Annotated in this window: 17 protein-coding genes; 16 read left to right on the forward strand and 1 reads right to left on the reverse strand. The window is 39.2% G+C overall.

Annotated elements, in window-relative coordinates; genetic code table 11:
* Positions 1–7 precede the first annotated feature (7 nt).
* Together ACGHVY_RS06885 and ACGHVY_RS06890 are read left to right on the forward strand one after the other, a co-directional pair.
* A complete protein-coding gene (locus tag ACGHVY_RS06885; RefSeq protein ID WP_390598009.1) occupies positions 8–1,765 on the forward strand; it encodes a helix-turn-helix domain-containing protein in 1,758 nt (585 codons plus the stop codon).
* A gap of 105 nt (positions 1,766–1,870) precedes the next feature.
* Positions 1,871–3,091, forward strand: a complete 1,221-nt coding sequence (locus ACGHVY_RS06890) for a phage integrase SAM-like domain-containing protein (protein ID WP_390598010.1) — start codon at positions 1,871–1,873, stop codon at positions 3,089–3,091.
* A 185-nt stretch (positions 3,092–3,276) separates the two neighbouring features.
* On the opposite strand, the gene ACGHVY_RS06895 is transcribed toward ACGHVY_RS06890, so the two are convergent.
* Positions 3,277–4,179 (reverse strand): helix-turn-helix transcriptional regulator, encoded by a 903-nt coding sequence (locus tag ACGHVY_RS06895; protein WP_390598012.1) that lies wholly within the window; start codon positions 4,177–4,179, stop codon positions 3,277–3,279.
* Positions 4,180–4,445: 266 nt separating this feature from the next.
* On the opposite strand from ACGHVY_RS06895, the gene ACGHVY_RS06900 reads away from it, so the two are divergent.
* From ACGHVY_RS06900 to ACGHVY_RS06965, 14 genes are all read left to right on the forward strand, one after another.
* Entirely contained in the window at positions 4,446–5,039 is a 594-nt protein-coding gene (locus tag ACGHVY_RS06900) for a DUF3575 domain-containing protein (protein ID WP_390598014.1), read from the forward strand.
* 7 nt (positions 5,040–5,046) lie between these two features.
* Positions 5,047–6,192 carry a hypothetical protein gene (locus tag ACGHVY_RS06905; RefSeq protein WP_390598016.1) on the forward strand — a complete coding sequence of 382 codons (1,146 nt, stop codon included), beginning with the start codon at positions 5,047–5,049 and terminating at the stop codon, positions 6,190–6,192.
* Positions 6,193–6,239: 47 nt separating this feature from the next.
* Positions 6,240–7,949, forward strand: a complete 1,710-nt coding sequence (locus tag ACGHVY_RS06910) for an Mfa1 family fimbria major subunit (protein ID WP_390598017.1) — start codon at positions 6,240–6,242, stop codon at positions 7,947–7,949.
* Between the two features lie 80 nt (positions 7,950–8,029).
* Entirely contained in the window at positions 8,030–9,037 is a 1,008-nt protein-coding gene (locus tag ACGHVY_RS06915) for a FimB/Mfa2 family fimbrial subunit (protein ID WP_390598019.1), read from the forward strand.
* 12 nt (positions 9,038–9,049) lie between these two features.
* Complete coding sequence (locus ACGHVY_RS06920) at positions 9,050–11,020, forward strand: hypothetical protein (protein ID WP_390598020.1); 1,971 nt, start codon at positions 9,050–9,052, stop codon at positions 11,018–11,020.
* Positions 11,021–11,127: 107 nt separating this feature from the next.
* On the forward strand, positions 11,128–12,654 hold the full coding sequence (locus tag ACGHVY_RS06925) for a fimbrial protein (RefSeq protein WP_390598022.1): 1,527 nt from the start codon (positions 11,128–11,130) through the stop codon (positions 12,652–12,654).
* A 39-nt stretch (positions 12,655–12,693) separates the two neighbouring features.
* Entirely contained in the window at positions 12,694–13,017 is a 324-nt protein-coding gene (locus ACGHVY_RS06930) for a hypothetical protein (RefSeq protein WP_390598024.1), read from the forward strand.
* Positions 13,018–13,056: 39 nt separating this feature from the next.
* Complete coding sequence (locus ACGHVY_RS06935; protein ID WP_390598026.1) at positions 13,057–13,992, forward strand: DUF5106 domain-containing protein; 936 nt, start codon at positions 13,057–13,059, stop codon at positions 13,990–13,992.
* A 603-nt stretch (positions 13,993–14,595) separates the two neighbouring features.
* A complete protein-coding gene (locus ACGHVY_RS06940; protein WP_390598027.1) occupies positions 14,596–14,994 on the forward strand; it encodes a hypothetical protein in 399 nt (132 codons plus the stop codon).
* 152 nt (positions 14,995–15,146) lie between these two features.
* A complete protein-coding gene (locus ACGHVY_RS06945) occupies positions 15,147–15,875 on the forward strand; it encodes a DUF5131 family protein (RefSeq protein WP_390598028.1) in 729 nt (242 codons plus the stop codon).
* 72 nt (positions 15,876–15,947) lie between these two features.
* A complete protein-coding gene (locus ACGHVY_RS06950) occupies positions 15,948–18,044 on the forward strand; it encodes a glycoside hydrolase family 127 protein (protein WP_390598030.1) in 2,097 nt (698 codons plus the stop codon).
* Positions 18,045–18,048: 4 nt separating this feature from the next.
* Positions 18,049–19,920: a right-handed parallel beta-helix repeat-containing protein gene (locus ACGHVY_RS06955; RefSeq protein ID WP_390598032.1), complete on the forward strand. Its 1,872-nt coding sequence runs from the start codon at positions 18,049–18,051 to the stop codon at positions 19,918–19,920.
* Between the two features lie 42 nt (positions 19,921–19,962).
* Positions 19,963–22,167, forward strand: a complete 2,205-nt coding sequence (locus ACGHVY_RS06960; protein WP_390598033.1) for an MGH1-like glycoside hydrolase domain-containing protein — start codon at positions 19,963–19,965, stop codon at positions 22,165–22,167.
* Positions 22,168–22,363: 196 nt separating this feature from the next.
* Entirely contained in the window at positions 22,364–22,984 is a 621-nt protein-coding gene (locus ACGHVY_RS06965; protein ID WP_390598035.1) for an RNA polymerase sigma factor, read from the forward strand.
* Positions 22,985–22,987: the final 3 nt, after the last annotated feature.

A 22,987-nucleotide genomic window follows, 5' to 3' on the forward strand; every position in this document is an offset into this window, starting at 1 on the left:
TGTTGGTATGAATATCTTTTTCCTGAACTTATTATTTAGTTTCCAGGTTTTGCTTCCTTTGGATGGTGAAACCAATTTAGCAAGCAACAAACAAGCTGTTGATGTAATTTTACCTAATTTATCCCTGCTTGGGTATGCAGTTCCTGTAGAGGGACTTGGTGTCGGACTATTCATCTGTCTGCTTGCGTATTTTGCAGCAGAGTATGATGTGCGGTTACAATCATCTGAAAAACTCAAGATTGCAACGAGCATGCTTCGTTCGATACATACACCGTTGATATTATTAAGAAATCAATTGGAAGATATTAAAACAAGTGGTCTTCCTGAATCGGTTTCCTTAAAAATAGAAGAAGTCTTGAGATATACTGAATGTATAATAGACTGTAATCAGAATGTTATAATGCTTGATAAAGCCGACAGTAGCATCAGACCTAAAACATCAACTGCTAATCTTGAGCTTTCTGCTTATGTCACTTCTATTGTAAACCAATGTCGGGCGTATGCAAATACTCGTCAGGTACAACTGGCAGTTAACGGATGCACGGATTGCGTCAGTTGTAGGATAAATGAGAATATCATGACGGCTGCACTTCAACATCTTCTGAATAAGATAATTCTGATTACGGATTCAGGCTGTTGTGTCTCGATTAATGTGACGCATACTGCGAATGCATGGGAGTTACATATTAGTAATAATGTGCTGCCAAAAAAGGAAAACGAGGGCCTGTTTTCTTTTATTTCCGCTCGATTATCTATATATAGTAATAGTGATTTAAGAACTGTTAGAAAAATCATTCGTTTGCATGGTGGAAAAATGATTGGTTATGGACATGGTAAAGCGATTACATGTAGAATTATTATTCCGGCAGATTGTCATTGTCAAAATAGGGAATGTCCTGCCATTAGTCATCCGGTTATGGACACAAAAGGTAGTTCAGTCAAACTTTCCCGGAATCATGATGGTGAAAAACTATATTTAAAAATGAAGGATGCACCTCATATCTTGTTAGTAATGAAGGATAAACCATTCAGCGATTATCTGAAAAAGTCTTTATCGAGATATTATAAGGTTTCCGTTCTTGAAAATCCAGATTTATTAATACCTGTCATCATTCGTCAAATTCCCGACACAATCATTATTGATGATAATGTAAATGGTACAAGTGGTGATTCACTCTGTTTTCAGATTAAGGCAGACAAGATGATAGGGGAGATACCGGTTGTTCTGCTAATAAACTCCTTTGATAATGAAAGCTATCTCTCTCATCTGGGAAGCGGAGCAGACCGGTTGAAATTGCGTACAGAAAGTATCTGCAAGCTCAGGGCAGATATCCGTATGCTTATTGAAAACCATATAGCGTTACGAGAACGGATAAAACTCTTTCTATCTGATGCCATTTTTCCTCTAGCGCCCATAAAGCAAGAGATGGAAAATGCAGATTTGCTATTTATGGACAGGGTTAATGATATGTTAGACAAGAATCTTTCAACAGAGAAATATACGATTGATAAACTTAGTGCCGATATGGGAATGAGCCGTACTGCTTTTTATGGTAAGATGAAAGATATCATCGGAAAGTCTCCGGAAGATTACATCTACTCATTCAAAATGGATAAAGCACTTAAACTGCTGGCTTCCCAGCAATTCAATATTTCAGAGATTGCAGGTATGCTGGGATATTGTGATGCCCAATATTTCAGAAAAAAATTTAAAGACTTTTATCATGTATGCCCGACGGACTATATTAAGAGTATTATAGGTTAACGGGATAAAATCCTCATAGGTTGCGTAAAGCTATTAAACTTTTCATAATGTTACTTGTTTTTGCGAGTGGACTTTGTAATTTTACTATAATAAAAAAATGAAATTATGAGAATATCAGTTAGGCTAATATTGAATAAGGGTAGGAGATTGAATAATGGTAGTTACTCTTTAGTATTTCAGGTAATACATAAGAGACGGAAAAAGTTATTGTATACAGGGTACCATATAAAAGAGGAGGCTTTTGACAAACTGGAAGAAAAGATTATTTTTGATGGTACAGATGCTGCCTTTTCCGTTACAAATGTAGCGAAGATGAATCGTGAACTACGGAAGATGAGGAATAAAATTCATGCAAGGATTCGGCAGCTTGAACAGACTACAGATTCTTTTACAGTGGAAGATATCTTATCACAGTGTATTAATGAAAATTCCAAACAGCAATTTTATTTGCTGCGATATATTGATACACAAATTGAACGAAAAAAGGTTCTGAAAAAAGACGGGATGGCTGCAGCATATAAAAGCACACGTTCATCATTAGCCAAATTTTTGGATGATACGGATATTCGGATTTCGGTGATTGATTTACATTTTATCCGGCAATATGAGGATTTCTTGTATAGCAGTGGAGTTACCGGTAATACGGTAAGCTATTACTTGCGAAATTTGAGAACTTTGTATAATCAGGCTATGATGGATGGTTTTCAACCTCGTAGAGAATACCCCTTTGTGAAGGCACAAACTCGTCCAGCTAAAACAGTGAAACGTGCTCTGACTCGGGAAAATCTTCAATCCCTCGCAAACCTTAGGTTCAAGAATGCTCCGGAGTTGAAGTTTGCCTGTGATTTGTATTTGTTCAGCTTCTATGCTCAGGGAATGGCTTTTGTAGATATTGTACTTTTGAAAAAATCGAATGTCTGTAACGGTATACTGACTTATTCCCGTCATAAGTCGAAACAATTGATCCGTATTGCTGTAACTCCTCAGATGAAGGAAATAATGAATAGGTATGAAACAGAAGGGAGATATATATTTCCTATTCTCAACAGTCAATATCAATCAGAATACAAACAGTACCGTCTGGCTTTGGGGCGTATTAATCGGCATCTTAAGAAAATAGCTACTATGATAGATATTAAAGTGCCTTTGACTACTTACACTGCCCGGCATACCTGGGCTACTCTTGCCCGTGATTGTGGTGCACCGGTTTCTGTAATTAGTGCAGCTTTAGGACATACTTCGGAAGAAATGACACGCATTTATTTGAAAGAATTCGATGTATCCTTACTTGATAAAGTAAATAGTATGGTGACCAATTTATCCTAATTGCATATTTTTTGTATTATAATTTGTGAAAAGGATGTGTAACATTAATATTTTGCTTATATTTGCAGCATCATAATCTATTTCATGATAGAGATAAATTAAAGCACTCTGTTTTATCTAGCGATTTATCTGCTGCAAAGTAAGCTCTTTTTTTTTAGATAGCACTTATCAAAAAGTACAATGATTTATTCATTTTGTACAACTCCGGTTTTCTCATTTTCAATCGTCTCATTATCAGCTTGACAGCGCTTTTTTAATTGACTTGGTGTACATCCGAAATGTTGTTTGCAATAACGACTGAAATATACTTGTGAGTCAAATCCTAATTCCTCAATAACATCCTTAATATATATATCCGGTTCTGTCATTTTTGCCAAAATCTGCTGATTCTTTTGTTTCAGCATCCACTGCTTGGCTGTCATCCCAAATGCCTCGTTGAATTTGGTAAAGAAACGACTTCTTCCCAGATTAGACAGTGAAATGAGCTGTTCAATATTGCTTACTTTTGTATAGTTGTGTATTACAAAATCTTTAAAGTCCATTTCTTTTCCGATAATAGGATGAAATAACGTAGCAATTTCTTGTCTTTTATAAAATCCTCGTAGTAAAAAAAAGAACTCCCGCTGCATTAGGTCGTGCAGATGTGAACAACTCATTCCGTTTTTGATATAACAAGTCAGCAATTCTAAAAAAGAAGTTAATGGATATCGAATTTTTACTGGTTCAAATTCATATTCCTTATTGCTACAAAACTTTAATAATGAATGAAATACTATTTTATCACAATACCATTCCGGACTATCGAAAAACATCGATAGTACACTCGCTTTCCCTGTTGTCGTTCCTTTGAAATGTGATGAACGTGGAATCAGGATCATATCTCCGGCTTGAAGGGTTCTATTATGAAATTGATTGCAACTCATCGTAAAATCACCTTTGAGAAAAAATAACAAATAATTCTTATTTGCTTTATTTTCCCCGAATTCGGTATCTTCGGAAAACTCAATATATTTAAATCCGGTATTGATAGTCGTCATGTAGTTTTGACACGAAAGATGCTCCTCAATATACAGTAGTTCGTTTTGCATAAATATCTTCTTAAAAAATGTAATTATTCAATTCGTTTGGCTTGTATGTTTCACAACCGTTTCAGTATCCATATTTCTAATGGGTTAAATATCAGAATTTTATCTTAAATTTACCTGTTTCGCATTCATAATATATTATAATGGAACAGAAACATATTACATGTGGGTATAATTGATTTATAATCAGTGGTTTATACTTGATATGTTTTGTTTGTTCTCTATCATGAAATAGAGATGCAACAAAGTCTCAAACAAAACACTGTAATATGGATAGATATATAAAAAGTAAAGTGAGCATACTTCTCTTTATGCTTTTCCTGACAAAAAGTTTCTTGGTAAACGCGCAAGATATAGCAATAAAAACAAATTTGTTGTATGGTGGTGTGATGCAGGCTCCAAATATTGGTTTGGAGTGGGGAATTTATCCCCGGTTGACAGTCGATTTATGGGGAGCCTATAATCCTTTTCCGTTGAGTAAAAATGGGTATGGGGCAAGTAACCGTAAAATGAAGCATTGGTTGGTTCAAGCTGAACTCCGGTATTGGCTATGTGAATCTTTTAATGGGCATTTTTGGGGAATACATACCTTTTATGGACAGTATAATATAGGCGATATTCATTATCTTGGGCTTAGTGATTATCGGCGTCAGGGAAATGTAGTGGGAGCCGGATTGAGCTATGGTTATCAGTGGCTTCTTTCAACACGCTGGAGTTTGGAAGCAATGCTGGGTGTAGGATATGCTCGTTTTAACTACGATGTTTATCCCTGCAAAGAATGTGGTAAACGTATCCGGAAAGAGAGCCGTAATTATTTGGGGCCTACACGTGCCGCTATATCTGTGATTTACGTAATTAAATAATATGAAAATGAATAAAAAACTTATTATACTGCTTCTTTGTCTGAATATTACCAACATTTTAGCACAGGATCAATACGAACAAGTTTCTATAGATAAAGTTGTTGCCGCCATAGACGGAAACGGACAAGTTTCATTGAAATTTACCTTGTCTGTTCCTTCAAATACTCTTGTTGCAAATGATGTATTAATGTTGACTCCAATTCTGATAGCAAAGGATGGAAGCGAACAGCATGCTCTTTCTCCTATATATGCGTGTGGGCGTGTCAGTGACTTGAGCTTTCGCCGTAAACGCGCTTTTAGCAAAAATACAAATGATACCTGCTTTTTTGTTCGCAATAAGGATGAACTGGTTTATTCCTCTACATTGGCTTATCAGCCTTGGATGCAGACTGCTACTCTTGTTATACGCAGCCGGCTTCGGAACTGTTGCAAGATGCGTGAATTGCCAATTCGTGAACTGTACACCTGCTCTTTCGCAGGAGAGTCACCTTTAGAAAAAAGACACGCTGTCATAACGCCGGAACAGCCGACGGTTGCCTTAAGTATCACTGAACGTTTGGCGCAAACCGAGGAGTTTGTGGAAACTATAGAGAATTATATCCCCCGACAGAAAATAGTAGTAGGAGAGCAGGAGAAAGCCCAAATAGTCTTCTTTAAATGGGATAAGGCAGAGATAGATTGTGACTATTTGGATAATGAAAAAGTGCTGCAGCATGTAATAGATGTGACTCGCCAAATACATAATGATCCGGAAGCGGAAATAGTGCATGTTGTATTGCTGGGGCTTTCATCTCCTGAAGGACATTATGATTACAATGTAAAATTGGCAGCGAGTCGTAGCAAGGCAATGAAACAATACATCCTCAGCCATATTTCTCTTCCGGATAGTTGTTTTAAGCTGGTGAATGGTGGAGAAGGATGGGATGAATTACGCTATTTGGTTGAAGGATCGGAAATGTCCGGAAAAGAGGAAATCCTTCAGATAATAGATAAAGTCCCGATTTTGAAAGGACGTGAACTACGTTTGATGAAGTTGGATCGAGGAGTACCATATCGATATATGAGAGAACATTTCTTTCCGAAACTCCGTCGTGCCGGATATATAAAGGTATATTACCGTAAGAGGGAAATAGAGAAATACCGAGTGAACTAGGGATATAAATAATCAGTATTAATTTAATTTTTTAACGTAACAAAAGAATGAAGAAAAACAATTTTTTAGTTGGTGTTTTTACTGTGGCAACATTGGCGTTTGCCGCATGTAGCAATGAAGAGTTACCTGTAGAATCAGCGGGTGGTAATGGAAATACCGAAGTGGTGGAAGGTGTACCTACTTACGCACGACTTACTATTAAGATGAATGGGGTGAAACGGACACGTACTAGTGAGGCGGGAACTCCTGATGAACAAGATGTGAAAAACATTCATGTGTATGTCTTTGCTAATGGGGTTTTTGAAGCATCTACTAGTCCCAATGGTGATGTTATTAGTAATAGCACTGGAGTGTTCCATAGTGAGGTAATGAAACTGACTTCCGGCTTGAAAACTATTTTGGTAGTCGCTAATACAGGCACAAATTGGTATCCGACACCAACAGCAGGAACGACACTTTCAGCATTTCAAGACCAGTTGATGGAGTTGTACACTACTCCGGGACGTCTTGCTCATGATGGTTCGTTTATTGCTCGTGTAGGTGAAGGGTATAAAAATCTGCAAGGTACGGATGATCCGGCTAATAACGGTTTTTTAATGAGTAATCTGTTGTCCAACTCCAGCTTTACCTTGAAACCGGGTATTTCTCAGGCTGATGCTGAAAGAAATGATTATGGTAATGAGGATCCTGCAGATTATAATCACTTTAAGATTTCTCTTTATCGTGCAACTGCCAAGTTGCAGACTGTTTACGAAGATGCAGATGCATTAGTTTACAAGGCAACACAGGGTGATGATTTGTCAAAGGTAGTTACAGTTGGTACGTTGACACAACCGCATTTCACTGTGCGTAATTTACCACAAAAAGTGTATCTTTTCCAACATGGAAGTGTGGATAACCCATTAATAACTCCGCTGTATAATGCCACAAACACTACTTCAAGTTGGAGTGACTTTAGAATTTTTGACGAAGTAAATGCTCCGGATATTGAAGTAGTAGCAAAAAATGCAACAGCCAGTAGCTTGTATGTACCAGAAAATGCAAATGCAATACCTGTTATCGGAAATACTTCTTATATACTTGTGAAAGGAATTTTCGAACCGAATAGAGACTTGGTGATTACAGATGTGGATAGTAATGGAGATTATGTATATGGATTTAAGGGCAATAGTGACCCGATTACTGCATTTACATATTCTCCTGCTTGGGGAGCTGAAATTTATGCTGTGCCGGCAAGTGTCACAGATGAACAAGACCGACTGAAACATGGTATGAATACTACATTGAAAACCTATTTGGTCAGAACGGGTCTGAAAGCATATCTCAATAGTAGTGCAAATGCCCCTGTTTATGATGGTATCATAGGTAAAAATGTTTATTATAGTATAACTGCCGGCACTAAAGACGGTATATACAATACATTGATTATCTCTAAGAATATTCAGAAAGAAGATAAGAGCGGTTATGATGCAACACCCGTAGAAACAGTGAAATATTTGCAATATAATGGCGGAGTGACTCATTATCGTATTAATATACAGGATAATACATATCCGGAAAATCATAATTTATACTATTCTGTTACCCGTAATAATCTGTATAAAGTAAATGTGAAATCAATTTCAGGTATTGGTTATCCGGATGAAGGAGATGTTACAGTAGATCCTGATACTCCAATCAGCCAGAAAACTTATATGCAAGCGCATATTTCTGTTGAAGAATGGAAAGTTGTGGATCAGGATGCTGATTTGAACTAATAATAGAATATATAAAAAGTTTTTCTTCGGGCATTACTACCCGGAGAAAAACTTCTCAAAATTATAAATTAAGAAATAATATGCATTTCAAATTTTCAATATTGTATCGGTATGCCGGAATAGTTATACTCGCATGGGTATTGTCAGGGCTTGTTGCGGGATGTGTAAAAGAGGATTTCTCTGATTGCCCTACAGGTTCTTACTCTGTTGCATTTGAGTATGTAAATCATACCGGTGCAGAACATTACAATCGTTTCTGTACTGATGTATATAGAGTTGATTTATATGTGTTCGATTCAGCCGGATATTTTGTGAAATGCATAACCAATAACGGAGCTCCTTTTGCAGAGGACTTTCGTATTGAACCGGAACTTTCCGAAGGTAGCTATACGCTGGTAGCCTGGGGAAATATATCTGATGAAGTAATAATAAGGCCTGTTTTTGTGAGTGGAAAAACAACCATTGAAGAAGGGGTACTTTTACTAAAGGCTATTGAAAATCAAAGCGTAAATAAAAAGCTGACTTCTATTTTTCACGCAATTAAAGAAGTAACAGTAAATGGTTCCACTGATAAAACAGATATTCTTTCATTTACAAAAAACGAAAACCAGTTGAATCTTACAGTCAAGTGGTTTGAAAAAAGCGGAATACCATGTATTCATCGTTGTGCAGAAGGGGTTCGTACCCGTGTGGTTGACCCAAAGGGAGCAACCTATAAATTTGACAATTCTGTAGTTGCTTCAAGCAACGAACTGACATATTATCCATATCAGAGCGCTAATAATGATACACGAAACCAACTAGCGGATGTTTTTTCTTTGATGCGCTTGGTAGAAGGAGAAAAACTGATATTACTGATAGAACGTTTGATGCCGGATGGCACCATAAAGGAACTCTACCGTACTGATTTAATCGAACTGATTCGGATGCATCCATATGTTTATACTCAATCAGAACTTGATCGGCAGGATGTTTATGAGATTGAAATATCGCTTATAGATGATTTAGATGGTGATACGGATACTTATATGCAAACAGCTATTATTATAGCAGGGTGGAAAATTATATTGCAGGATACAGGAATGTAATACTTTAAATATATGAGATTAAATTTGATTTATAAATACAGTTTTATTATAACATTGTTATATCTAATCACTGCTTGTACCAATGGGATAGAGGAATCTTCCGTTGGAAACAGTCAGGAAGAAGGTAAGGAAATTCCCGTTAATATTATGCCGAAGCTTGTTGTGGGGGATGAAAATGAGGTATCACAATTGCGGGTTATCATTTTTTCGACACGTACTTCCAATCCTTATGCTTCTAGAGTTTTGATCAGTAATCAACTGATAGATCTAAATGAAGATTATACTGCCATTACCTACATAGGATACAATGATATTTATGTGATAGGAAATGAACCGATAGATCTTTCAAATGTGAAAAGGCCAGAAGAACTGAAAAATATTCAGATGAATACGGAGGGCAGTTTGAATGCCTCGAAGTTTGTGTTCTTCAAGAAATTGCTTAATGTAAATGTACGAAATAAAAATGAAATATATCTGGAGGGTGAATCCACACCAGTCTCAGAACTGGAAATAAAGTTACAGCGTGTGATTGCAAAATTGAGCGTTAATTTTGATCTCAGCACGGAGATTTATGAGGAACAAACTCCTACAGGGACGTATGTAAACTTTGAGTCGATGGAGTTAATCCGTATACCGAAATATAGTTATTTGATTCCTGAAACATATAAGAAGGAAGAAGGTTTTCTGGATAATCGTGTATTCTTATTGAAGAATAGCAGTACGGATCAGAATCATTTTACATGGTCATCGGGTGAAATATATTTGCCGGAATATATACTGGAGAATGATGATTATAAGGTCGAATTACGTATTAAAGGGACTTCAAAAGGAACCACTCATATTTATACTTTACCGATTGGAGATGCGATGAATGCTGTAGATTCACATTCTACGGATTGGAATATTACTCGTAACAGGCATTATAGGCTGACTATCAAAGCTATCACCGGATACGGAGAGGAATCTCTTGAAGTTAAAACCAGTGTTGCGGGATGGTCGGAAATAAATGTTCCAATAGATATTACAGGAACCAGTTTCTTGGCTGTAAACAAACGAACTATTGAAGTAAAATCTTTACGCTTTTATACATATGTACGGTTTGCATGTAGCAATCCGATTGAGGTGGAACTTCCTATTGGAGTATCAATAGATAATCAACTTGCTTTCACAATAGAATATGATGATGCATCCAGGAGAAGTGGGCGTATCGGCTTCCGACGAGGAAACTGGAATACAGGTCAGAATATTACATATGTGACGACACTGAAATCGGGCTCCTCATCTGTTCAGATTAATTTGCAATTATTTAAATCGGAGATCGTTGATAGAGGAAGCGCGCAAGGTACTTGGGCAGCAGCAATGGGATATCCGGCAGAGGCAAATAATAAAAAAGTTGGTTATTATAATGATGAGTTATATAAAAAGGCTACTACAGAAACAGGGTGTAGGGCATATTATCCTCAGGGGGTCGATCCGGATGATCCGATAAGAGGAAAGGGATGTTGGAGATTAGCGACTATACGTGAGAATTGGTCATTTCAGATAAAAATGACATGGGCTATAGAGGAGTTTAGCGCAACGGATGGATATTATACTACTGCACCGAATACTCTTATGAATGTTGCGAAATCGCAAAAACGCTACTATAACTGTGCACTTGATGTTCGTCCACCTGAACTTTCTGATTTTATTGCTTCAAGTAAGGATGTGCCTAAGGTCAGCAAAGAAAATGCAGAGTCTATTTGTACGAAATTAGGCGCTGGGTGGAGATTGCCTACAGGGGAAGAAATGAATTATGTGTTCTTAAATGCAGGAACCAACGGACTTCCTAATAATTTCTTTTCGGATAGTTATTGGGGAAAGAATGCGGATAATACATTCATAGTGGCCACTATGAGTGATCCTGATGGTAGTGCTACAACAGATGAGTTGAGAAAACAGTCACATACAGTACGTTGTGTAAAGTCACGTTATTCTAACTAAAAAAGGAGTTTAAAATGATTGTAAAATGGAAATATATTCGATTGCTTCTACTATTGCTGCCTTTTTTTCTAGTGGCTTGTGATAGTGAGATGTCAGATTCTAAGAGTATGGGAAATGAACAGGAACAATTGGTATTGAGGCTAAATGTAAAACAGGAATCCGTGGTGCAAACGCGGGGAACCGCTATGCCTGCTGAAGATGAGAAAATAGAGAATCTGGATTTTCTGATATTCGATCATGATGGAAATATTGTTTATCATCTGCATCCTACATTGGAATGGACAGGAACTGAATATAAAACCACAGTGACCGTGTTTTCGGCTACAGGCGAACATACATTGTATCTGATTGCCAATTATCCGATGGAGGAAGGTACGATACATAACTTGCAAGGATTGGAAAGCATGATATGTACGACTCCGGATGCATCTATAAAACCGCCTTTTGTAATGGCTACCAAACGTATAATACTTTCATCTCTCAATGCGACAGCTATTCGTAATGCTATGAACAGTGATAGTAATAATGGATTCAGTTTAAAACGGAATGTAGCGAAGTTCGACGTAGAAGTGTCTGCGGCTAATTTTAGCCTGAAGTCAGTGGAATGGATGGAATGTCCTACGTCGGCAACAGTATTGGCAGGAGTGAATTATACTAGTCCATATACTAAATCTGTCAGCAATACTACACCCCTGACAAATCCTGTCTACCTATATCAGATTCCCAATATGGGTTCAGATGCTCATAAAGGATTTCATGTGGTTGTACATGGAGAATATACTTCAGTAGACGGAACAAAAAGGGAGGGATATTATAAACTTCGTTTGAGTACGATGGGTATTTCGGGCGAGAAGGTTCCGTTGACTTCAATTATAGGAAATAATTATTATAAACTGAATATTCAGAGCGTTTCTGGATTCGGCTCCAATTCGTTAGAGAATGCCGAGAAAAATGGATTTACTAATGATATGGAAGCATTAACTATGTTGGACTATAACGGTTCGCATAATTATCAAGAGAAGTATTTACGGAACGGCTATCAAATGGGCTTTGAGAATTCTCACTGGATCATATACAGTGAGAAAATAATGAATTCTTTTGTACTAGGATATTTTTACCGAAGTATCCGGGATAAATCTTTGGTCGGATATACAACATTTGATCCGGATTATCCCAATCTTCAGCGTGGAGTTATCACAGTTGAAGCTAATGGTAAGATAGTGGAAAAGTCCATAGTTTGCAATGATGCTCCTGATACTCCTGTGGAAATGAAATTACTTTTCACTGATTTAAATAACACACTGGAGAGCGAAGGGTACACATTTACGAATATTATACAGTATGGTGTCCTACAGAAAACATTGACTATTGAACGCTATCCTTCTATCGGGCAGTCATATACAGTACTCACAATGCCAAATACAAACTATGGAGAAGTAGTTGGTTCGGCCAGTTGGGTGGGGATTGCTGAACAGCGTCATGAAGGAGCTACTATTTATCAACAGTTGGATTCGGAGAATGAATATATTTTTATTCATATATTGAGCAACAGTACAGGGAAAGAGCGTGAGGGAACAGTACGTTTATTTGGTAAGAATGGTTATTATGAACTTCGAATACATCAGAAAGGATAATTTAAGTGATAAAAATTTAGTGACAGGAAGGAATAGAAAATGAATACGTTGGAAGTTATCAAGGAGCAGGAACTCAGTAATGAAGGAGTTATTTATTTGTATTGCCAGGGGAATTCATGGCAGGCTTTCGAGCGTTCTGCTTTTTATCTGTCTTTGCTCTATCCGGAGCTTGAAATTGTGAAGGAGGGCAGCCAAAATACTACAAGGATTTTTGTGTGTATTCCAGATGATTATTTAATAGAGATCTTTGACGTGAATCAGATTTTTGTTGGGAATGAATATATAGAAATGAAGGTTCCGGAAAGGATTTACGGCAGAAACGACGAGTATATTCAATGGTATAACAAGCTATTGGATACTTAAGTGATAAGAGGATGATAGATATGAGAAAAATAAAAGAGAATGAAAGTTTTGTGTCTTTTAAGATTGGTAATAAGTTTGAAATATACGGTTATATTGCTTTTAGTAGGTTCTTTCTATTCATGTAACTGTACTGGCGGTTCTAGTAATTTTAATGTCACTGCGGTTCAAAGAAAGGAAAATATGTCGATAGATCACTTTTGGGATGAGTATGATTTTACGGATACTGTTCGGTTGAGTAGTTCTGGGGTTACTGAGAAGATGTTGGTTGATTATCTTATTCGGTTATCGGAACTAACAGAGGAGAGGGCTTGTGAAAGTATCAGGGAATTGGTTATGAAAACTAAAGTTAATGGTATGGTTTATCATTGGTTTTTGCAACGATTGGAACATCATTTGTATGAGTCGGATTCACCATTGCGAAATGATAATTATTATATCTCGGTACTGGAAGAGGCATTAGCTTCCGAATATCTGAGCGGGATGATGCGTGTACGCCCATTGCATCAACTAAAAATGCTTCAAAAGAACCGGATAGGAGCTAAAGCGGCTAATATTACTTTTATTCTTCCAACCGGTGAGATTCGAAATTTGTGGGATGTTCCGGCTAAATATACCTTATTATTATTTTATAGTCCAGACTGTATGCATTGCCGGAAGTATATACAAGAATTGTTCGAATCTCCAGTAATAAATGCTTTGTTGCAACATCGTGAAGGAAGTTTGCCTCGGTTGGCACTTGTAGCAGTGTGTGCAGAAGGAGACATGGATGTGTGGAAAGAATATCAAGGACATTTTCCCTCTACATGGGTAAGTGGTTATGATGAGAAAAAAGAACTTATTGAAAAGGAAGTTTATTTTTTACGCTTTTTTCCTTCGATATATTTGTTGGGAGATGATAAGCAAGTTTTATTGAAAGAACCTTATTCTATGAGTAGAGTTACTAATTGTTTGTTAAACGAGTGTGATAATATATAATAGTAGATTAGTAAAATTGTTTTAGGTAAAAGGAAATGTTTTTTCATGTTTTTGGGATATTTATATGAGGAATATTAAAAAACAGTTGCTGTGAAGCAACTCATTTCCCCGAAGGTTCATACCCCTTCCATTGTCTGAAAGTGTTTAGATAAATGGTTCATGAACCTGTTTACTGCCTGTGAAGGTAGACTATTGTTTGTTTTGTTTGTGCATCTTTTTTCCTGTGGGAGAAAAGATGCACTTTTTTAGTACATTATTGAGTGATTTTTATCTATAATACACATAAATGTAGTATCTTTGTAAAAACAATAAAGATAATTGGGATAAATTGTAATTATATATATTCCAATATCAGTGACCGGTAAAACTGGGGTAGTTGTTCTGCTTTGATCTTCAGATATACGTGCCCCAATTATGCAAATAACACAAAAGTGAACATCTTTGAATGAATAGATTGGTATATATCGAAACATGGTATTTGAAATTTGTGCTAATAGTCATATTCGCAGACAGTTCTTGTTTTTTTAGACATGAATACAATTTGCCATATTCGCAATTATACGGACATTTGCAAAGTGGAACTTACAAACAGTATTAGGGATAATGATTTTATATAACAGTCGTTTGGCGAAATGTTTTCTCGGTAAGAAGAAACATTCTTTTATGATTTTTGGTTTTTGCTTTACTCGCTATAGGTATTTGGAGATTTGGGAAGAAATGGAAGCCCGAATTCATTTGAGACAATATACGGAATGTTTTTTCCTCACATTGTTACCAGCTTTGGGATTGTCATTATGGCTATCGTGGTGGTTTATGTTAATACCTTTGTGTACATATCATTTTCTTTATTGGTGGGAGCGGATGATAAGACATCATTCTATCTTTGACTGGGAAGCGTTGAAGCATTGTGGAGATACGCTTTATTTGAGAAAAAGAAAATCGTATAGCTGGATGAAGCAATATTGTAAGAAGAAATTGCCCGCATCAAGATGGGCTGATTAAAGATATGGTCTTAACTGACCGGCTGCCTGTGAAGGTCGCTCTATTGTTTGTTTTGTTTGTGTTTTGTGCACCTTTTTCTTTCATAGAAAAAAGGTGCACTCTTTTTTATGGATATATGACAGATAAGATATACATTTGAAGAAAAAAAGAAAATGGGTGAAAAAGCTTCGATGTGGAATCTTTGGCATGGCTGTCATAAATTGAGTGAGGGCTGCCATCATTGTTATGTATATCGTACGGATGGCAAATACGGGAAAGACAGTTCAGTAGTGGCAAAGACAGAAAAGTTCGACCTGCCTCTGCAACAGAAAAAGAACGGGACGTATAAAATACCTTCAGGCAATTTAGTATACACTTGCTTTACTTCCGATTTTCTGATTGAGGATGCCGACGAGTGGCGTGCCGAAGCATGGGAAATGATGCGGATACGCCAAGACCTTCGTTTTCTTTTCATCACAAAACGGATAGACAGGTTGCAACAATGTTTGCCCTCTGATTGGGGAGACGGTTATGATAATGTGACGATTTGCTGCACAATGGAGAATCAGGACAGGGTGGATTATCGCCTGCCTATTTATAAGGCAGCTCCAATTAAACATAAAATTATTATCTGTGAGCCGCTTCTCAGCCGGATTGATTTCAAAGGAGAACTGGGAGATTGGGTGGAACAGGTTGTTGCCGGGGGAGAGTCGGGAAAAGAAGCCCGGGTATGCGATTACGAGTGGGTATTGGATATCCGCCGACAGTGTGTAGATGCAAATATTAGTTTTTGGTTCAAGCAGACAGGCAGCTATTTGCTGAAAGGAGGGCATGAATATAAGGTTGCCCGTCAGTTCCAACATTCGCAGGCACGGAAAGCGGAAATAAATTATACTCCCTGAATTTGAGTACAAAATGTGGATAATCACGTCTTTTCTTAAAGATATTGTGTAAATTTTAAATTATCCATATTAATGAAACAGATAAAGCTGTTACTTCTTTTAGCTTCCGCCACCGTTACGGGAGCACTCGCGCAGAGCAATGGATTGACGGATATGAGTCAGAGCCGTTTTGCTAAAATGGCAAATGCTGGAATTGATGCAGTACAATGGACAAACGGTTTTTGGGGAGACCGTTTTAATGTGTTTAGCCGGACTTCTTTGCAAAGTATGTGGAACACTTGGAACACACCGGAAATATCCCACGGTTTCCGTAATTTTGAGATTGCATCCGGTGTGTGTAAGGGTGAACATTGGGGACCGCCGTTCCACGACGGAGATATGTATAAGTGGATGGAAGGAGTCGCTTCTGTCTATGCTGTCAATAAAGACCCGGAACTGGACAAGTTAATGGATAACTTTATTGCTTGTGTTGTAAAAGCTCAACGTACTGATGGTTATATACATACGCCTGTCATCATTGAGGAATTGAATAAAGGGATTGACTCTCATGCTTTGAACGATGAACACAAGCAGACTGTGATTGGTACGAAAGTAGGTGCGGAAAATGAAAAAGGTGCTTTTGCCAACCGCCTGAATTTTGAAACTTATAATCTGGGACATCTGATGATGGCAGGTATCATTCATCGTCGTGCCACCGGAAAAACAACTCTTTTCGATGCCGCTGTGAAGGCGACGGACTTCCTTTGCCACTTTTATGAAACGGCTTCTGCCGAATTGGCTCGCAATGCCATTTGCCCTTCTCATTATATGGGGGTAGTCGAAATGTACCGTGCTACCGGAAATCCCCGTTATCTGGAACTTTCTAAGAATCTGATTGATATTCGCGGTATGGTGGAAAATGGTACGGATGACAATCAGGACCGCATTCCTTTCCGTGACCAATACCGGGCAATGGGACATGCCGTACGCGCCAACTATCTGTATGCCGGAGTAGCGGATGTATATGCGGAGACAGGCGAACAACAGTTGATGAAGAATCTGACTAGTATTTGGAATGACATTGTTACCCGCAAAATGTATGTGACCGGAGCTTGCGGAGCGCTTTACGACGGTACATCGCCTGATGGTACTTGTTATGAGCCGGATAGTATCCAGAAAGTGCACCAGAGTTATGGGCGTCCTTATCAGTTGCCCAATAGCACCGCACACAATGAAACATGTGCCAATATCGGCAATATGCTGTTCAACTGGCGTATGCTGGAAGTGACAGGAGACGCGAAATATGCTGAACTGGTAGAGACTTGCCTTTATAATAGTGTATTGAGCGGGATTAGTCTCGATGGTAAGAAGTATTTCTATACGAATCCGTTGCGTATCAGTGCCGATTTGCCTTATACACTTCGCTGGCCGAAAGAACGGACGGAATATATCAGTTGTTTCTGTTGTCCGCCGAATACATTGCGTACACTTTGCCAGGCACAGAATTATGCATATACATTGAGCCCGGAAGGTATTTACTGCAACTTATATGGCGCAAATACATTAACAACGGACTGGAAGGATAAAGGCGAAATTGCTTTGGTACAGGAGACGGATTATCCTTGGGATGGTAACGTACGTGTGACGTTGAATAAAGTTCCCCGTAAGGCGGGTGCTTTTTCTCTTTTCCTTCGTATCCCGGAATGGTGTGAAAAGGCTGCATTAAAAGTGAATGGTCAGCCGGTGCAAATGGATGCAAAAGCGAATACATATGCGGAAGTCAATCGCGTATGGAAAAAAGGAGATGTAGTGGAACTCGCAATGGATATGCCTGTCCGTCTGTTTGAAGCCCATCCGTTGGCAGAAGAAATCCGTAATCAGGTAGTGGTGAAACGCGGACCGTTGGTTTACTGCCTGGAAAGTATGGATATTGCAAACGGAGAGAAGATTGATAACGTATTGATTCCTGCCGATATTAAATTGACACCTAAAAAAATAACGATAGAAGGCAGTCCGATAGTGGCTCTTGAAGGGACAGCGCGTTTGGCGTCTCCCGCTTCTTGGGAAGGAGTGCTTTATCGTCCGGTGGTTCAGGCTGAAAGAACAGTGAATATTCGTCTGATTCCTTATTATGCTTGGGGTAACAGAGGAAAGGGAGAAATGACGGTATGGATGCCATTAACAAGATAAGACTATGATTGGAAAGAGTTTGAAAATAGCTTGTTCATTACTTGCCATAAGTTCCACGCTTATGGCAGGTGATATATGGGTTTCTCCGAAAGGGAATGATTTCAATGACGGCACGAAGCAATCGCCGAAAGCAACTCTGACTTCGGCATTGCGGCAAGCACGGGAATGGCGTCGTACAGGCGACAACCGTATCCAAGATGGAATCACTATTTATATGGAAGGCGGAACATATGCATTGCATGAACCTGTCTTTATTCGACCGGAAGATAGCGGAACAAAGGAATCTCCCACGGTAATTCGCTCTGTCTCCGGTGAAGAAGCGATATTAAGCGGAGGCGTGCGTATCCGTAACTGGAAAAAACAAGGGAAACTTTGGGTAGCGGACGTGCCGACATTCAATGGACGTCCGTTGGATTTCCGGCAATTATGGATAGATGGGAAAAAGACTGTCCGTGCCCGTGATGTGGAAGATTTCGAGAAGATGAACCGTATTTGCAGTGTGGACGAGAAGAATGAGATTCTTTATGTTCCTGCGACTGCTGTTCGCAAACTGATAGATAACAAAGGAACTTTGAAAGCTGAATATGCGGAAATGGTGCTTCATCAGATGTGGTGTGTAGCAAATCTGCGTATCCGTTCCGTAGAGATTCAAGGCGATAGTGCGGCAGTACGCTTTCATCAGCCGGAAAGCCGGATTCAGTTTGAACATCCCTGGCCGCGTCCGATGGTGACGACGAATGGACATAACTCCGCTTTCTATCTGACAAATGCACGAGAGTTGCTGGATGTTCAAGGAGAATGGTACCATGATATCAATGCCCGTAAAGTTTATTATTATCCCAGAGAGGGAGAGAAAATGCAGGATGCCGATACGGAAGCTATCATCCCTGCTGTTGAAACATTGGTGCAAGTGGAAGGTACACTAGACCGTCCTGTCTCTAATATCCGTTTTGAGAAAATCACATTCTCGTACACTACTTGGATGCGTCCTTCAGAAAAGGGGCATGTGCCGCTTCAGGCAGGTATGTATCTGACAGACGGCTATCGGATAGAACCGAAGATGCAGCGGAGTTATCTGAATCATCCGTTGGATAATCAAGGATGGCTGGGACGTCCGGCAGCGGCTGTCCGTGTGGCGGCTGCCAATCAGATTGACTTTGAACGTTGCCGATTCGAACATTTAGGTTCTACCGGATTGGATTATGAAGAAGCAACACAGGGCGGTGTAGTCCGCGGTTGTATTTTCCGTGATATTGCGGGGAATGGTTTGCTAACTGGTAGCTTCTCTCCGGCAGCTCATGAAACGCATTTACCTTATGACCCTGCCGACCGCCGGGAAGTATGCACACATCTGCAAATCAACAATTGCTATTTTACGGAAGTGGGTAATGAGGACTGGGGATGCCTTGCCATTGCTGCGGGATATGTGAGTGATATTAATATCGGGCATAATGAAATCTGTGAGGTTCCTTATAGTGGAATCAGCCTTGGGTGGGGATGGACGCAAACTGTGAACTGTATGCGTAATAACAAAGTTCATGCAAATCTGATTCATCATTATGCGAAGCATATGTACGATGTGGCAGGTATTTACACCCTCGGCTCACAGCCGAAAAGTTACGTGACGGAGAACTGCGTACATAGCATTTACAAACCAAGTTATGTGCACGACCCGAATCACTGGTTTTATCTATATACGGATGAAGGTTCTTCTTTTATTACTGTACGTGATAACTGGACGGAAGGGGAGAAATTCCTTCAAAATGCCAATGGCCCCGGAAATGTATGGGAAAATAATGGTCCGAAGGTAGATACCGCCATCCGTGAACGTGCCGGATTGGAGGCAGAATATAGGGATTTGCAGAATGTCCGATAGTGATATTTCTTATAACACAGTTGGTTAGCAATAGAAAGAATAATGAAAAAGAAATACATGATATTACTTGGTGCCTTGTCTTTGGCAAGCAGCACCTTTGCACAGACCTGGATATGGTATCCAGGAGATTACGAAATCTGGTTAGGCAACCAGATGAATAACCGCCGTACGGAACGTGGCGCTTTTTTTCCGCCTTTTTGGAAAACGGATAGCCATTATGTAGTCGTAGAATTCAGCAAGCAACTGAATCTTGCCGAACCGGAAGAAATATTGATTGCCGCCGAAGGAAAGTACAACGTCAAGCTGGACGGAAAACTTCAGTTCGGTATGCCGGAAACGATGCTACTTCCGGCAGGAAAACATAACTTGAACATCAAAGTCTGGAATCAGGCTACGCCGCCCACTATTTACGTGAAAGGAAAGACTGTGAATTCTGATTCTTCTTGGCGTGTGACGTACGAAGACAAGGAATGGATTGACGAAAGCGGCAAGGCTAGTGATACGTCCGCTACCGTTTATATGGATGCCGGATGCTGGAACTTTGACGGAGCTACCCAACGCCCTTCCCAATTCAGCCTGATGCGTGAACCGCAGCAACCTGTCGCTCAAACAGAGCAATCCGAAGGAGGGATTCTTTATGATTTTGGAAAAGAAACATTCGGGTTCATCACACTAAAGAATCTTTCCGGAAAAGGAAAGATAGAGATTTACTACGGTGAAAGCCCTGAAGAAGCAAAAGATAAGGCGTATTGCGAAACATTGGACAAACTGCTATTGGAACCGGGGCAAGTGACCGACCTTGCTATTCGCAGCACTTCTCCTTTGAACAGTTCCGATAATGAATATACATTGGAGAACAGTAAGGCTTTCCGCTATGTCTATATTACACGCGAGCCGGGTGTAAAGATTGGAGAAGTATCCATGCAATATGAATATCTTCCCGAAGAATATCGTGGAAGTTTCAAATGTAATGATGAGGAAGTGAACCGTATTTGGGAAGTAGGTGCATACACTATGCATCTTACTACCCGCGAATTCTTTATTGACGGCATCAAACGCGACCGTTGGGTATGGAGTGGCGATGCTATCCAAAGTTACCTGATGAATTATTATCTTTTCTTTGATAATGAATCCGTAAAACGTACTATCTGGTTGCTTCGCGGCAAAGACCCTGTGACGAGCCATAGTAATACTATCATGGATTATACTTTCTACTGGTTTCTTAGTGTATATGATTATTATATGTATAGCGGCGACCGCCACTTCGTGAATCAACTATATCCACGTATGCAAACAATGATGGACTACGTGTTGGGACGTACCAATAAGAAAGGTATGGTAGAAGGAATGACTGGCGACTGGGTATTTGTGGACTGGGCAGACGGCTATCTGGATAAGAAAGGAGAACTCTCTTTCGAGCAAGTCTTATTCTGTAGAAGTTTGGAAACCATGGCATTATGTGCTGAATTGGTCGGAGATGCAACCGACAAGCAGAAATATGAGAAACTGGCCGCTGCTTTGAAAGCAAAACTGGAACCTACATTCTGGAATAATCAGAAACAAGCCTTTGTGCATAACTGTGTGAATGGACAGCAAAGTGACGCAGTAACCCGCTATGCGAATATGTTTTCCGTATTCTTCCAATATCTGGATACAGACAAGCAGCAAGCCATTAAACATTCTGTTCTTTTGAATGACAGCATCTTGAAAATAACAACCCCCTATATGCGTTTCTACGAACTGGAAGCCCTTTGCGCTCTCGGCGAACAAGATGCTGTAATGAAGGAAATGAAAGCCTACTGGGGTGGAATGTTGAAAGAAGGAGCCACTTCATTTTGGGAGAAATATAATCCGGAAGAAAGCGGCACGCAGCATCTTGCCATGTACGGACGTCCATATGGAAAGAGTTTGTGTCATGCCTGGGGAGCAAGCCCCATTTATCTGTTGGGTAAATACTATCTGGGAGTAAAACCTGTAAAAGAAGGCTATAAAGAATTTGCTATTGCTCCGGCATTAGGCGGATTGAAATGGATGGAAGGCACTGTTCCTACTCCGAATGGCAATATCCATGTCTATATGGATAACAAGACAATAAAAGTAAAAGCAACGGAGGGCAAGGGATATCTGACAATCAAGAGCCGTCGCCAACCGAAAGCTAATATAGGAACTGTAGAGCAAGTCTCAGCAGACACATGGCGTCTTTGGATTGATTCGCTGGAAGAAAGAACGGTTACTTATCGTTTGTAATCTATTTGTTAATAAGTTAGTGGATTTAGTCCTTGATTGATAGTTCCTTTTTGGGAGAGAGGAATTGTTAATCAGGGACTTTTTTCGTAAATACCTCTAAGTTTTCTAGGGAATTTGCTACATTTGTTCTTCATAAAGATAGAAGCAAGTAATATACTTTTAGTTCTTTTGGAAACAAGTAAACAAAATCCGGAGAATGAAAAACAAGATTGACCGATATACTGATACAGATGATGAAAAACTCTTCGCCTTGATTGAACAAGGTGACGAAGGAGCTTTCACCCAAGCTTATGAAAGGTATCATAAACTATTATATGTATTAGCCTATCGTTATTTAATGAGTTCTGATATGGCAGAAGATGTAGTGCAGCACGTCTTTACCCGTTTGTGGGAATTCCGTTCAGAGCTACGTGTGGGAATCAGCTTGAAGAACTACCTCTTTACCATGACAAAAAATCATGTCCTGAACTTGATTCGTAATGAAAACAACGCAATTACTAAGAACTATGAGATGGCACAAGCTGCTTCACCTTACGAAGATAATTTGATAGAAAATTTGGAGAAGAAAGAGCTGATGTCCAGTTTTTATAAAGCTGTGGATATGCTTCCTGCGCACAAACGGGATATTTGCTTGATGAAAGTCGAAGAAGAACTAACAAATCAGGAAATTGCGGAACGAATGAATTTATCCGTAAACACTATCAAGACGCATTATTCGGAAGCATTGAAACTTCTCCGTATCCACTTGAACAAGATGTTAATAATTGTTGCGTTCACCACACTAATGACCTTTTTGAGTGTCCATTTAATAAAGTGATAA

It is taken from the genome of Bacteroides sp. f07, from assembly GCF_042854785.1.
Classification (GTDB): Bacteria; Bacteroidota; Bacteroidia; order Bacteroidales; family Bacteroidaceae; genus Bacteroides.

Coding starts and splice junctions, on each gene's coding strand:
- ACGHVY_RS06885 (WP_390598009.1), top strand. CDS start 8: ATGAATATCTTTTTCCTGAACTTATTATTTAGTTTCCAGGTTTTGCTT.
- ACGHVY_RS06890 (WP_390598010.1), top strand. CDS start 1,871: ATGAGAATATCAGTTAGGCTAATATTGAATAAGGGTAGGAGATTGAAT.
- ACGHVY_RS06895 (WP_390598012.1), bottom strand. CDS start 4,179: ATGCAAAACGAACTACTGTATATTGAGGAGCATCTTTCGTGTCAAAAC.
- ACGHVY_RS06900 (WP_390598014.1), top strand. CDS start 4,446: ATGGATAGATATATAAAAAGTAAAGTGAGCATACTTCTCTTTATGCTT.
- ACGHVY_RS06905 (WP_390598016.1), top strand. CDS start 5,047: ATGAATAAAAAACTTATTATACTGCTTCTTTGTCTGAATATTACCAAC.
- ACGHVY_RS06910 (WP_390598017.1), top strand. CDS start 6,240: ATGAAGAAAAACAATTTTTTAGTTGGTGTTTTTACTGTGGCAACATTG.
- ACGHVY_RS06915 (WP_390598019.1), top strand. CDS start 8,030: ATGCATTTCAAATTTTCAATATTGTATCGGTATGCCGGAATAGTTATA.
- ACGHVY_RS06920 (WP_390598020.1), top strand. CDS start 9,050: ATGAGATTAAATTTGATTTATAAATACAGTTTTATTATAACATTGTTA.
- ACGHVY_RS06925 (WP_390598022.1), top strand. CDS start 11,128: ATGGGAAATGAACAGGAACAATTGGTATTGAGGCTAAATGTAAAACAG.
- ACGHVY_RS06930 (WP_390598024.1), top strand. CDS start 12,694: ATGAATACGTTGGAAGTTATCAAGGAGCAGGAACTCAGTAATGAAGGA.
- ACGHVY_RS06935 (WP_390598026.1), top strand. CDS start 13,057: ATGAAAGTTTTGTGTCTTTTAAGATTGGTAATAAGTTTGAAATATACG.
- ACGHVY_RS06940 (WP_390598027.1), top strand. CDS start 14,596: ATGATTTTATATAACAGTCGTTTGGCGAAATGTTTTCTCGGTAAGAAG.
- ACGHVY_RS06945 (WP_390598028.1), top strand. CDS start 15,147: ATGGGTGAAAAAGCTTCGATGTGGAATCTTTGGCATGGCTGTCATAAA.
- ACGHVY_RS06950 (WP_390598030.1), top strand. CDS start 15,948: ATGAAACAGATAAAGCTGTTACTTCTTTTAGCTTCCGCCACCGTTACG.
- ACGHVY_RS06955 (WP_390598032.1), top strand. CDS start 18,049: ATGATTGGAAAGAGTTTGAAAATAGCTTGTTCATTACTTGCCATAAGT.
- ACGHVY_RS06960 (WP_390598033.1), top strand. CDS start 19,963: ATGAAAAAGAAATACATGATATTACTTGGTGCCTTGTCTTTGGCAAGC.
- ACGHVY_RS06965 (WP_390598035.1), top strand. CDS start 22,364: ATGAAAAACAAGATTGACCGATATACTGATACAGATGATGAAAAACTC.